This window comes from Synechocystis sp. FACHB-383, from assembly GCF_014698605.1.
Taxonomy (GTDB): domain Bacteria; phylum Cyanobacteriota; class Cyanobacteriia; order Cyanobacteriales; family Microcystaceae; genus Synechocystis; species Synechocystis salina.
This window is the reverse complement of sequence record NZ_JACJTJ010000064.1, coordinates 1-12,747: the sequence shown is the minus strand read 5'-3', so window position 1 is coordinate 12,747 and position 12,747 is coordinate 1. Positions and strand designations below refer to the sequence as shown.

General features: G+C 48.0%; 9 protein-coding genes. All 9 read left to right on the top strand.

All coding sequences use genetic code 11. From position 1 onward, the window contains the following. Positions 1 to 43 precede the first annotated feature (43 nt). The 9 genes from H6G45_RS18640 (at position 44) to H6G45_RS18600 (ending at position 12,553) form a co-directional block, all read left to right on the top strand. Complete coding sequence (locus H6G45_RS18640) at positions 44 to 1,432, top strand: efflux RND transporter periplasmic adaptor subunit (protein WP_190599878.1); 1,389 nt, start codon at positions 44 to 46, stop codon at positions 1,430 to 1,432. 11 nt (positions 1,433 to 1,443) lie between these two features. After that, complete coding sequence (locus tag H6G45_RS18635) at positions 1,444 to 4,521, top strand: efflux RND transporter permease subunit (RefSeq protein ID WP_190599877.1); 3,078 nt, start codon at positions 1,444 to 1,446, stop codon at positions 4,519 to 4,521. Between the two features lie 211 nt (positions 4,522 to 4,732). Beyond that, a complete protein-coding gene (locus H6G45_RS18630) occupies positions 4,733 to 5,317 on the top strand; it encodes a cytochrome b/b6 domain-containing protein (RefSeq protein WP_190599876.1) in 585 nt (194 codons plus the stop codon). Between the two features lie 95 nt (positions 5,318 to 5,412). Next, a complete protein-coding gene (locus tag H6G45_RS18625) occupies positions 5,413 to 6,513 on the top strand; it encodes an alkene reductase (RefSeq protein WP_190599875.1) in 1,101 nt (366 codons plus the stop codon). Between the two features lie 735 nt (positions 6,514 to 7,248). Continuing rightward, positions 7,249 to 7,761: a nuclear transport factor 2 family protein gene (locus H6G45_RS18620; RefSeq protein WP_190599874.1), complete on the top strand. Its 513-nt coding sequence runs from the start codon at positions 7,249 to 7,251 to the stop codon at positions 7,759 to 7,761. 34 nt (positions 7,762 to 7,795) lie between these two features. Then, complete coding sequence (locus H6G45_RS18615) at positions 7,796 to 9,079, top strand: glycosyltransferase family 2 protein (protein WP_190599873.1); 1,284 nt, start codon at positions 7,796 to 7,798, stop codon at positions 9,077 to 9,079. Continuing rightward, positions 9,079 to 10,794 (top strand): amidohydrolase family protein, encoded by a 1,716-nt coding sequence (locus H6G45_RS18610; RefSeq protein ID WP_190599872.1) that lies wholly within the window; start codon positions 9,079 to 9,081, stop codon positions 10,792 to 10,794. The genes H6G45_RS18615 and H6G45_RS18610 overlap by 1 nt, the downstream gene beginning before the upstream one ends. Positions 10,795 to 10,856: 62 nt before the next feature. Beyond that, positions 10,857 to 11,333 (top strand): Mpo1-like protein, encoded by a 477-nt coding sequence (locus tag H6G45_RS18605; RefSeq protein WP_190599871.1) that lies wholly within the window; start codon positions 10,857 to 10,859, stop codon positions 11,331 to 11,333. 236 nt (positions 11,334 to 11,569) lie between these two features. Beyond that, the gene (locus H6G45_RS18600; RefSeq protein WP_190599870.1) at positions 11,570 to 12,553 is read left to right on the top strand and encodes a hypothetical protein; all 984 of its coding nucleotides are present in this window, start codon (positions 11,570 to 11,572) and stop codon (positions 12,551 to 12,553) included. The last annotated feature ends 194 nt before the right edge of the window (positions 12,554 to 12,747 follow it).

Sequence of the window (12,747 nt, the reverse complement as noted above, 5' to 3'; positions counted from 1 at the left end):
CTCAACAAATTGTCTAAACTTTGTTGTTAAAAAAGAGTTTTGTATGACTGTTGATCCCCGTGTTACCGCTTCCCTTGTCCCATCTCCGACAGTGATTGTTGAAGCAACTCCGTTCATGATCGCCGAACCGCCTCAGCAGAGAAATACCGGCGGACGTTGGCGGCGGTTACTTCTCTGGGTGGCGATCGCCATAGCTGCGGGGGGAGTGGGCTGGTGGTGGTTGGGGCAAGAACAAAGTACCTCCAATGTCACGGCCATGGCCTCGGCGGTAAGCGAAAAAGCGCCTTTGCCCGTTACGGTGAGTCCCGTTGAGCCGGTTAGGGGTTATCAGGTAAAACGCACCTATACTGGCGAAATTGTTCCCCGCAAGCAAAGCGACTTAGGGTTTGAACAGGGGGGAACTTTGGCGGAGTTGCTGGTGGATAAAGGGGCGGAAGTCATGGAGGGTCAACCTTTAGCGCGGCTAGATACTCGGACGTTAAAAGCGCAAAAAGCAGAATTAGAAGCCCAGCGCTTAGAACTACAAGCGGGATTGGCAGAGTTGAACAATGGCTCCCGTTGGGAAGATATTGCGGCGGGGCAGGGGGCAGTGGCAGAATTAGAAGAACAGTTGACCTTGGCAAGCTTGAAAACCCAACGGCGGGAACAGCTTTATGCGGAAGGGGCAATTTCCTTGGAGCAGTTGGATGAGGAACGGGTGGCAGAGGCTTCCCTCAAACGTCGTTTAGAAATCGCCCAAAGCAATTTAGACAAACTCAATAACGGTAGCCGTCCCGAACCGATCGCCGGCCAACAGGCTCGTATTCAAGGGTTAGACGCACAAATTCGCCAAATTGAGATTCAAATCTCTAAAGCGCAACTTCTAGCGCCCTTCTCTGGCACCATTGGCGATCGCCTGGTTGATCCGGGCATGGTGGTGGGGGCGGGCAGTCCAGTGTTTCGTTTAGTGGCGGCGGGCATGCCGGAAGCTCACATTGGTATTCCCCCCAATCTGTCCGGCCAAATGCGGGCAGGACAAACCTATTCAGTTAACGTCCGGGGTCAAGGTTACAGCGGTACGGTAACAGCTCTCTTGCCTGCGCTCAATAGTAGTACCCGCACCACCACCGCCATTCTGCAGTTAAACGATGCCCCAACCCGACTGCGGGCGGGGGAAACGGCCCAGTTAGACGTTACTGAAACCCAGCCTTTAGAGGGATTTTGGGTTACTTCCACTGCCTTGGTGCCGGGGGAACAGGGTTTATGGTCGGTCTATGTTTTGGGAGCAAAACAGCCCCAACCCCATCAGTACATTGTGTCTCGCCAAGATGTAGAAGTGCTCCACACCCAAGGAGATCGCAGTTTGGTGCGGGGGCTATTACAACCTGGCGATCGCCTGATTAGCAGTGGTAGTCATCGCCTGGTGACGGGGCAAACAGTAACGGTGCAGTAGGGAAAATGCCCATGTTTAGTCTTTTTTATCGCAATGGCCGGCTGTTACTATTGACCCTGATTCTGGTGCTGGTATGGGGCGTTACTGCTTTGTTTACCCTGCCCCGCATGGAAGACCCGGAACTGGTACAGCGTTTTGGTACCGTTACCACCAGTTTGCCCGGTGCAACCCCGGAACGGGTGGAAGCGCTGATTACCGAAAAAATTGAAGATAAGCTCCTGGAACTTGAAGAAATTTCCGTCATCGAATCTACGTCGAGTCGAGGCTTATCCATCATTGAAATTGAATTGGACGAGGCCATTCAAAATGTTGACCCAGTCTGGTCAAAGGTGCGTAGCGAGTTAAACGATGTGGTGCCCTTGCTGCCGTCAGACGCCAGTGAACCAGAATACGAGGCGGGTGACCCCGTTGCCAATGCCTTAATTGTGGGCTTGACCTGGGAACTGGACAGTCCCGCCAATTTTAATCTTCTTCAACGGGTCGGCGATCGCCTAGTGCAGCAACTCCGGGAGTTACCGGGGACAAAGCAAGTGGAAATGGTGGGGGATGTGCCGGAAGAAATTCAAGTAGAAATACAACCGGCGGATCTGGTTCGTTTAGGCCTGACTCCCAGGGCCTTAGCCCAGCAAATTGCTGCCAGTGATGCCAAAGTGTCCGCCGGACAACTTCGTAGTCATCAAACCAATTTGTTAATTGAAATCGATAGTAATTTGCAAACCCTAGAGCAAATTCGCCAAATTCCGATCAAAGTTGCTACTAACGGCGAAAGCCAACGGTTGGGTCACATCGCCCAAGTCAGTAAAGGGGTACAAGCTCCTCCCTCCTCCTTGGCCTTGATTGGTGGCAAACCGGCGATCGCCATTGCGGCTACGGTGGAATCTTCAGTCCGGGTGGATCAATGGGCCAAGCAGGCCCAAAAAGTGTTAATGACCTTTGAACAGGATCTGGGAGCAGGGCTGGGGCTGACGGTGGTGTTAGACCAAAGCCAGTATGTACAGCAACGGCTCAATGGGGTCTGGCAAAACTTGCTGGTCAGTTCCGGGTTAGTGATTGTCGTGTCACTGGCAATGTTGGGACTTAAAGCGGCCTTGGTGGTGGGAACGGCGTTACCCCTAGCTACGTTGATGGTGTTTGGGGCCATGGGGGCGTTGAACATCCCCCTACACCAAATGTCTGTCACCGGCTTGATCATTGCCTTGGGGTTATTGATTGATAATGCCATTGTGGTGGTAGATGAAGTACAGCACCACCTCCAGCAGGGGATGCCACCGGAAAAAGCTGTTGCCGACACAGTGCAACACCTCTGGATTCCTCTTCTGGCTTCCACATTAACCACAGTCTTGGCCTTTGTGCCCATTGCCTTTTCCCCCGGTGCCACAGGGGAATTTATCGGGGCGATCGGGGCAACCGTCATCCTCGCCCTGGTCAGTTCTCTACTGTTATCCCTCACGGTGATTGTCACCTTTGCCGGCAAAATGGCACCGTGGCAACCCTTTCAGCGCTACCCATGGCTACAAACCGGGGTGAGCCATGCCGCTTTGGCCCGTGCTTACCGTTGGAGCTTGGGGGGGCTTTTTCGACGACCTTGGTTAACCATTGGTCTCTGTTTAGTTTTACCTCTAGGGGGATTTTGGCAATTTTCCCAGCTAGAGCAGCAATTTTTTCCCCCCACCAACCGCGACCAGTTTCAAATCCAATGGACGTTACCCGCCGCCACTGCCATTACTGCTACCCAAGCCCAAGTTCAACAGGCCCGGGACTTAATCCTGGAATATCCTGATGTAGCTGATGTTCACTGGTTTCTGGGGGAAAGCGCCCCCGCCTTTTTTTATAACGTTATTCCCGACCGAGAAAATGCGGCCAACTATGCCCAAGGTATTGTCCAACTCCGCTCTAAGGACAATCTCCGCAACCTTATCCAAAACCTTCAACAGGCCCTAACCCAAGCTTTTCCCGAAGCGCAGGTACTGGTGCGACAGTTAGAACAGGGCCCGCCCCTGGCCGCTCCCATTGAATTGCGGTTATCTGGGTCAAATTTACGGGAATTGAGGTTACTCGGCGATCAGTTACGGCGGGAATTAAGCACGATAGAAAATGTGATTCACACCCAAGCGAATCTCTCGGAAGCTTTGCCGAAACTCGCGTTACAGGTGGATGAAGTCCAAGCCCGTTTGGTGGGGTTAGATCACCAGGCGATCGCCAATCAATTACAGGCCACGCTAGAAGGGGTAACTGGGGGATCTGTTTTGGAAGCTACCGAAGATATTCCGGTTCGTGTCCGGGTCAATTCTTCTACCCGTCAAGATCTCGCTCAGATTCGTTCCTTGGATCTACTCACCCCCAACGGTGAACTGCTCCCTCTCACGGCGATCGCCGATATGACGCTAGTGCCAGGCGTGGCGCAAATCAATCGCTATAACGGTAAACGAATTAATACCGTGCAAGGCTTTTTAACCGCTGGAGCTTTACCTTCTAATACTTTGGCGCAATTGCAGGAACAACTGCAAGCTCAAAATTTCTTGTTACCGCCAGGGTACGACCTAGCTTATGGCGGCGAAGCCGATGCCCAGGGGACAGCGGTGGCTAATCTTTTGGGCTTGGTAGGAATTTTAGTGGTGACCATGGCTGCGACGTTAATCCTATCCTTCAATTCCTTCCGCTTAGCCGCCCTGATTGGCTCGGTAGCCCTATGGTCAGTGGGTTTAGCCGCCCTTGCCCTGTGGCTGTTCCAAGCACTTTTTGGCTTTACCGCCATTTTAGGAACGTTGGGCTTAATCGGCTTAGCTATTAACGATTCCATTGTGGTTCTGGCTGCGTTGCAGGAAAACCCCTTAGCTCGCGTGGGCCATGCCCAAGCCACCTCCACCGTTGTCTTGAAAGCCACCCGTCATGTCCTTGCTACCACCTTTACCACCATTATTGGCTTCACTCCACTGCTGTTGGATGAAACTGGATTTTGGCCTCCCTTGGCGATCGCCTTAGCGGGGGGATTGGGGGGCGCAACTTTACTGGCATTGTACTATGTGCCTGCGGCCCATCTTTTGCTGATGAGAAGCCATCATCCACTTAACAAACCATTGTCAAATTAGGACTACCATGTGCATCTTGAACAAAACCTACAATTACAGAAAATTTATTTTCCAAAATCCTTACAGGATAAGCATTTCAAGGGTTGATTTTTTGAGCAAAGAAATTTTTAGAGGCTGGAATCCAGTAATCAGTATTTGGACATTCCCCTTAGTTTTCGACCCTTCCGGATTGTCCACTTTTTCACTCAGGTTCACTTTTTGATAAAAAACAATGTCTCCCCTATCTTGGCTTTCATTTTTTCAGACCCCTGGTCGCCTAACCTCTGCGTATCAACACCTGATGGCACTTCATTGGAGTATGTCGTGGTGTTACTTCTGTTTATTTCCCACAGGGTTGATTATGGCGGATTTGTCACGGGAGGTTCCCATTCGCTCTGGTCTATATGATTTTCATAAAGGATTGGGAGTTTTTGTCATCGGTTTACTGCTCTGGCGCATTCTAGTTTTGTTGCGAGTCTGGTGGAAAAAGTATTCCCGTCGCACTCCTCGTTTCTCAACGGCATGGTGGCGCAAGGTGACCCTACATTCTCTGTTGTATTTATTCATGCTGGCTGTTCCCCTCAGTGGCTTATTTTTTTCCAACTCTTTCAAAAGCAGTAATGTTTTTTTTCTGGGAATGACCGTTCCCGATTTATTTTCAGAAAATGAAGCTCGTGTTGACCTCGGGCGATCACTCCATTTTTGGTTGTCCTATCTCTTCCTCACCGTTGTCGTTTTACACGTTTTTCAGCAACGGAAAGTCGTCAGAGCAATTTGGCGGCGGTGGACAGAATTTTTAACCCATATTCGCGCTTAGACGAAAGGACTAGAAGTGGACTTTTGGAGGCCATCTCATAGCACCGAAAACATCTATTTAGTTTATTGACCTCAACTCATTGGTAAATATTTTTTATGACTTCTTTACTTGACATCTATCAGCTTGGTGATCTCTCCCTGAAAAATCGGGTGGTATTGGCTCCTATGACTAGAGCTAGAACCGGGGATGATCGGGTTCCCACGTCCCTAATGGTGAAATATTATTGCCAACGGGCCAATGCGGGTTTGATAATTACCGAAGCTACGGTAGTTTCTGAAATTGGCATCGGTTGGAATAACACCCCTGGTATTTATAATGATGCCCAGGTTCAAGCTTGGAAGGCGATTGTACAGGGAATTCACCACGCAGGATCGAAAGTCTTTCTGCAACTCTGGCACTGTGGCCGGGCTTCCCATCAATCTTTTCATCCCCATTTGGGTTTACCCGTTGCTCCCTCGGCGATCGCCATCAACGGTGACTATATCCACACCCCGGATGGAAAACAGGCTCATCAGACACCCCGGCCATTAACTGTCCAAGAGATTACTGCCACAGTAGAAGATTATCGCCAAGCCGCTGTGCGAGCTAAGGAAGCCGGCTTTGATGGGGTGGAAATCCACGGAGCCAACGGCTATTTAATTGATGAATTTTTGCAGTCTAAAACCAATCAACGTAATGATGCTTATGGGGGTAGTTTAGAAAATCGGTTCCGTTTTTTACAAGAAGTGACTGAAGCTGTTTTAACGGTGTTTCCGTCCCAACGGGTGGGGGTTCGTCTATCTCCCAATGGGGTTTTTAATGATATGGGATCCCCCGATTATCGAGAAGCTTTTCCCTATTTTGCACAACGCTTAAACGTCTACAATCTGGGCTATTTGCATATCGTAGATGGTCTAGCATTTGGCTTCCATAACCTGGGAGAACCATTAACTTTGGCTGATTTTCGAGCAGTTTATTCCGGAACCTTGATGGGGAATTGTGGTTATACCCAAGCTACTGCAGAAACGGCAATTGTCGAAGGAAGCGCTGATCTAATTGCCTTTGGTCGTCCCTATATTTCAAATCCAGATCTGGTACAACGCTTTGCCAATGGCTGGGCTTTAGCTCCAGACCCTGATCCCAAAGTTTGGAATGGGACAGAGGGAAATTATTCAGCAGGATACACGGATTTTCCAACCTATCTTAGCCAAAGCTGATCACGACCGCTGCTCTGAATAGGCTAGTTTTTGCTGGCCACTAATGGGAACTGGAGTCCGCCCGGCTAAAGCTGGGCTTTCTGTGGGGTTCAAATTTGATGACACCGTGGATTACCACCGTGCATTGAGGATGTGGGGAATCTATCCATACTCAATCCTATATTTCAAAGACTCAATGAAAATATTTTGAACGCATTCTTATACCCATTATAAAAAATGTGTTTAAAATGTTTTGCCCAATCCCTTGCTCAGCAAGCATTTGAGCATATTTTTAGTTTTATTTAACCCAAAGAAAAAAGAATTAATTTTGATAAAAAAATAAACTTTAATATCAGGAAGGCAAAAATAAAGATGTGATTCCCGGCACCTTATCGCCGTCTTCCCTCCCTTTTTTTACTGCCTCCCCACCCCCCCGCCGGACGAAGGCTAACGACCCATACCCAAGGTACTGACCGGCGGACCCCCAATGTGGGAGCATAAGAACCGACTTTACTTAAGGGTTATCTAGGGGTTTAAAGGCGATCGGCATCATTGACCAGAAAGTGACCGATACCGGAAAACGACTCGACTCCATTGAAGCCAGGATTGACAGTTTAACAGGTTGGACAAGTTTTACAATTCCTAAATCACGATCGCCTAATTTCAAAATTCCCGACTAAACTCTAAACATCCGGGGTATTTCAACGATACCAAAAGGATTCTAAAGTAATCACCTTTTTCTCTCTGTCGCGTCCTATGTCTCTACCCTCTGAGGATATTGAACTCATCCTAGAAACCCGCAAGATTGCTCTGGATGCCCTCAATCATCGCAATTTTGACCAAGTTAAACCCTATCTCCATCCCGATTTCACCATTACCACCGTAGATAATCAGGTGTTTCATGGCGTGGAGGATTTTCAACGTTATTGGGAAAATCAATTTCAGACGAACATTAAGAGCATCACCATGACTCTGGATGAACACACTGATCGCATCCTGCTCGCTCCCAATTTAGAAGTAGCCTATGGGGCCGCCACCTCGACCTTTAACTTCAAAGACGGGAAAAACAATGATATGCCTCTGCGTTGGACGGCGGTTCTGCAAAAAGCAAATCACCGATGGCTAATTCAAAGTTTGCATTTTTCCGCTAATCTCCTCGATAATCCGGTACTGGCGGTAACCCAAAGTGCAATGCGATGGAGTGCTTTAGTGGCAGGGGTTGTTGGCATTATTGTTGGGGCGGCGGTTATCTGGTTTTGGAAACCCTAACCCTCAGGCCTGGCCTTTCAGAACCTTTTTAATTATGAACCCGAACTTCAGGTGCGATCGCCGTCTCCCGTTCACACTGATGGTGCTGTCCGTCTGGGCCTTTGTGAGCTTGCTCCATTGGCAACCCTGGAGTAATGTCCTGTTCTTTGGTGTTGTAGCGATCTTTGCCCTCTATGGCGGACGACTGATGAGAGCGCAAATCCCCACCCCAGCCGTAAGCGACCCCACCAACCTGCCCCCCTTCACCGTCTCGATTTTAATTCCAGCACGCAATGAAGCCAATGTACTTAATCGCATCGTAACAAGTATTTTTGCCTCTGATTATCCCGCCTCCCAACTAGAAGTATGGGTCATTGACGATGGCAGTCAAGATCAAACACCGCAACGGTTAGAACAATTAACGACCCAATTTCCCCACTTAAAAGTACTGCGTCGCGCCAAGAGCAGTGGCGGTAAATCGGGGGCATTAAATGCCGTTTTTCCCCAGACCACTGGCGAAATTATCGGAGTTTTTGATGCGGATGCCTGGCTTGAGCCTAACGTGATCCGCCGCGCTGTACTCCCCTTTCATCAGCCAGAGGTGGGAGGCGTTCAACTGCGAAAAAAATTGCTCAATGCTGGCATGAACGATTTAACCCAATTTCAACAGTGGGAACAGAGTTTTGATGCCGCTTTACAGTGCCAACGATCAGCCGCAGGGGCCTGGGTTGATTTGCGTGGAAATGGCACATTTATTCTTCGCCAAAGCCTACAGCAGTGCGGTGGCTGGAATGAAGACACCCTCGCAGATGACCTAGACTTGACTTTTCAGCTTTACTTGGCAAGGTTTAAGATTGTTTTTCTGCCTGATACTTCTGTTTACGAAGAAGGGACAACAAATTGGCGGCAATTTTGGCAACAACGCTGTCGCTGGACAGAAGGTGGTTATCAGCGTTATATAGATTACTTTGCCCCGCTTTGCCAGATTCGAGGGTATGCGGCCATTGATTTATGGATGTTTTTGATATTGCAGTTTTTGCTACCGCTAGGACTATTAGCCGATGGCGCGTGGTCACTAACAACGGAACAATTACCTGTTTTGTGGCCATTGCAAACCATTTTAGGGCTGATTTTAATGGTAGAGATGGGGCGGGGATTAATTAAATTTGAGAACCGACGCGGCTGGGGATTACTCAATAGTACGGTGGGGGGATTATTGTATATGGGGCATTGGATTCCAGTGATGCTGGTAACGGTATTGAAGCTCTGTATTGTGCGTCAATCGCTAGTGTGGCATCGGGTGGAACATGGGCAAATGGTGGGAGGAGGTGAAAACTAATGTGGGATCTGGTCATTCAAAATGGACTCGTTTTTGATGGAAATGGGTCACCTCCTATCTTGCAAGATGTTGCTGTTGCCCAGGGCAAAATTGTCGCCCTGGCCCCCCAGTTAAACCTACCAGCGAAAAAAGTAATTGATGCCCACGATCACTGGGTTACACCTGGCTTTTTAGATATTCATACCCACTACGATCTGGAATTAGAAGTCGCACCTGGGTTAACAGAATCAGTGCGGCATGGGGTCACGACGGTTATTATTGGGAATTGTAGTTTATCCATTGCAATTGGTGAGCCAGTCATGTTGGCTGCCATGTTTCAACGAGTAGAAACCCTACCCCATCGTTTTCTGCAAAAATGGCTAGAAAAGGCGATCACTTGGGATAGTCCTGGGGAGTATTTAGCCCATCTCCAAACCTTACCCCTCGGCCCTAATGTAGCCCCTCTCCTCGGTCATAGCGGTCTCCGTGCTCACGTTATGGGACTAGAACGTAGTTTAACTGACCAACCAACCCCCCTCGAATTGAAAACCATGGGAAATATCCTACAAAATGCCTTAGAAGCAGGTTTTTTAGGGTTTTCTATTGATATGTTTCCCTGGCATTGGATGAGTGGTCAATGGTCGGCCCATACCATCCCTTCTCAACACGCCCAATTTCCAGAATATGACTATTTAGCGAATCTGTGTCGTCAAGCCAATCGCGTTTTACAAGTAACTCCCAATCCCCAAAATTTAGCTTCTTTCTGGCACGTTTTTTGTTTAGGCATGGGACTGGGCCAAAAGCCCTTAAAAATGACTGTGCTATCAGCTTTGGATTTTGTTCATGCACGGCAATTATGGCGAGGGTTTGCTCCTTTATTGGCTCTATGGAATAATTTATTAGGCGGTAACGTGCGGTTTCAAACCTTAACAGAACCCTTTACGGTCTATGGAGAAGGGCCAATGACTCCCTTATTTGAAGAGTTTGCAACGGGGGCCAAGTTAAATAGTTGTACAAGCCGAGTCGAGCGGCAAAATCTGTGGCGATCGCCCCTTTTTCGAGAGCAGTTTCGTAACGATTGGGAACGAAGTAAAAACAAATCTTTTCATCGTCAATTAGAGCAAATGATCATTACCCGTAGTCCGATTGCGGACTGGGAGGGACGAAACATTGCTGAGGTGGCAGCCAAGGAAAACCGAGATCCCCTAGGCTTTTTTATAGAAGCCCTAGTTGAATACGATACCGATCTACACTGGTTGACCACTGCCGCCAATGATCGTCTCCAACCTCGACTAGAGCTAATGAAACATCCCTATATTTTCCCTGGGTTTACCGATGCAGGGGCGCATATGCGTAATTTAGGCTATTACGATGGCGCACTGTCATTATTAAAACAAGCTATGACCACTGGATTTTTAACTCCTGAAGCTGCAATCCATCGCGTTACAGGTGAACCAGCCCAATGGCTTGGATTAAATACGGGTGTTCTTAAAATTGGTTCTCAAGCTGATTTACTCATCCTTAATCCCCAAGCATTGCACGCAGAAATTAGTCCGATGGAGGCGATCGCCGATCCCAATTTAGATGGTGAATTACGGATAGTCAAACGCGGTTCGGAAACGATTATTGATGCTGTTTACATCAACGGAGAGTTAGTTGTTCAAAGAGGGGAAGTAAGCAATCAATTAGGAAAGCAAGCCTATGGCTCTTTATTGTTTCCCCATACTCATTCTTAACCAGTCAATGCTCAGGAAATCAATTACTTTAGAGTCTCAATTAGCCAACAACTAATTTTAATATGCCCTCTCCTAGTCAAAGAAACAAAATTAACACTCATATTCTTGATCATCCTTTTACGGACTATTGGGATATTTTTGTTTTAAAGCACCAAAATCCTCTCAATATCGCGTTGCATTTAGTGGGTATTGTCATCTTCTATGGACTTCTATTAAGTGCTTGGCAATTACACCAACCTTTACTCTTATTTGCATTGCCCTTAAGTCAGTTAACAGGATTACTGGGACATTTTTTCTTTGAAAAAAGTCATATTGACTTACAAGATGCCATTTTTTCTTGGCGAGCTTCATTTTGCCTTGGTCGCTTATTTTGGCAAGTGCTCACTGGCAAATATATCCACACTATCGAAAGTCATTTAGAAGAATTGAGTAAGATTTATCCTATTCAAAATAATACGTTAAGGCTTAATGCTCAAAGCCCACCTTCGGAGGAGATCGTAAGATTTAGCACGTTATCGCATCCTATGGATGTCAGATAGGTCAAAAATAATAAAGACAAGTCACGGACATTTTCTTTTGCTTATCGTCTGTTTTTTCCCTTTTGTTACTGGCTGACTACCCACACCCAAGGTTACTGACCGGCAGACCCCCGAAGGCATAACAATTAACTTCACTTAAGGCTTATCTAGAAGATTAATGGCGCAGGCTGCGTGACGGATCTATAGGCGATCGCCCCATCAACTAAAGGTAGGCTGTCTGAGCTATTCACCATCCTATGAAAGAAATCCAGAAAATTAGTCAGCTAACTCCCGCCCAGGAAGACCAGCTCACCGATTACCGGAAGAAGTGGCGAAAATTGACGTTTTCCACCGACGCTTCGGCTGAGGCAGCAATTCAAGTATCAGTCGGTAAAGCTTACAGCTACCTGAATCTGCCGACACCTGAGATTTTCGTCGTTGAAAGTCTATTTGATATTCCAGATTCTTTCTGGGTAAGTTCTCACTGGCAAAATCCAGGCAATGCGGTTTTCTTACACGACAAGCTGTTGCAGCCTTTAATCGCAACAGTCTCTAGCCAGGTTGCCGGCCAGCTCTGGGGAAAATTATGGAATATTGCACCACCATTAGACTATAGCTTTATTACCCCGCTTTACCAAAGGGGATGGAGCCGGGATGACTGTGAGAAGATGCAGATTGATGCTTTCTTCAAAAGCTTATATGGGCTGCGCCACTGCGGTCGTATTGACTTTTGCCAAGGGGCTTTGGGCTGCACCCTGGACGTTGATGCCTGGGAGGCGCTGTATGGCTTGGTTCAACTGGGGTGCTGGCTGTTTCCCTACGAGCATCTCTGCCTCGCAGTCCAAAAGCGCCTGATTCGTTCCATCAGTGGTCCGTTCGGAGCTGAGAATAAAGCTCTTGTTGATAGCTTGACTCAGCCTAGCTCTCAAGTCCTTGCGAGTTTGCAATTAGCTGCTCTTGAAGCAGTTGAGGGTCATCCGAAACGTGCATACGAGCGTTGGCTCGATACGATTTCTATCGCTCAAGACCAACTGTCGGAAACAACGCGAGACCGCGTTTTCTTGACCATTGTTCAACAAGCGAAGCCGATTACAACCTATACCGACAAGGATGAATATCCGTTCCGTGATGCGTGTTCACCCTTCGCATCTGAGATTTGGGACAGATGTCAGCAGATTGTTCAACTCATAGAGACACCGGAATTACAAATCCAGGCTCAGTCGATGCTTCCAGCAACCTAACAATCGTGGTGCAGCGGGTTGAAGCAAGCTGCTGATGCTGAGTTTGAGGGCGTTAGCAACCGCTGACCTGAGGTGGCCCCCAAAAACTGGACAGGGGAGAAAGCTCTAAACTAAAACCGAAATAGAGGAAAGTTTATGAGCCAAACAAAAAAACGATATAGCCCCCAATTCAAGGCCAAAGTAGCCTTGGAAGC

What these genes read in the sequence shown, in the direction of transcription:
- H6G45_RS18605 (WP_190599871.1), top strand. Translation starts at nt 10,857, where the DNA reads ATGCCCTCTCCTAGTCAAAGAAACAAAATTAACACTCATATTCTTGAT.
- H6G45_RS18635 (WP_190599877.1), top strand. Translation starts at nt 1,444, where the DNA reads ATGTTTAGTCTTTTTTATCGCAATGGCCGGCTGTTACTATTGACCCTG.
- H6G45_RS18630 (WP_190599876.1), top strand. Translation starts at nt 4,733, where the DNA reads ATGTCTCCCCTATCTTGGCTTTCATTTTTTCAGACCCCTGGTCGCCTA.
- H6G45_RS18625 (WP_190599875.1), top strand. Translation starts at nt 5,413, where the DNA reads ATGACTTCTTTACTTGACATCTATCAGCTTGGTGATCTCTCCCTGAAA.
- H6G45_RS18600 (WP_190599870.1), top strand. Translation starts at nt 11,570, where the DNA reads ATGAAAGAAATCCAGAAAATTAGTCAGCTAACTCCCGCCCAGGAAGAC.
- H6G45_RS18615 (WP_190599873.1), top strand. Translation starts at nt 7,796, where the DNA reads ATGAACCCGAACTTCAGGTGCGATCGCCGTCTCCCGTTCACACTGATG.
- H6G45_RS18610 (WP_190599872.1), top strand. Translation starts at nt 9,079, where the DNA reads ATGTGGGATCTGGTCATTCAAAATGGACTCGTTTTTGATGGAAATGGG.
- H6G45_RS18640 (WP_190599878.1), top strand. Translation starts at nt 44, where the DNA reads ATGACTGTTGATCCCCGTGTTACCGCTTCCCTTGTCCCATCTCCGACA.
- H6G45_RS18620 (WP_190599874.1), top strand. Translation starts at nt 7,249, where the DNA reads ATGTCTCTACCCTCTGAGGATATTGAACTCATCCTAGAAACCCGCAAG.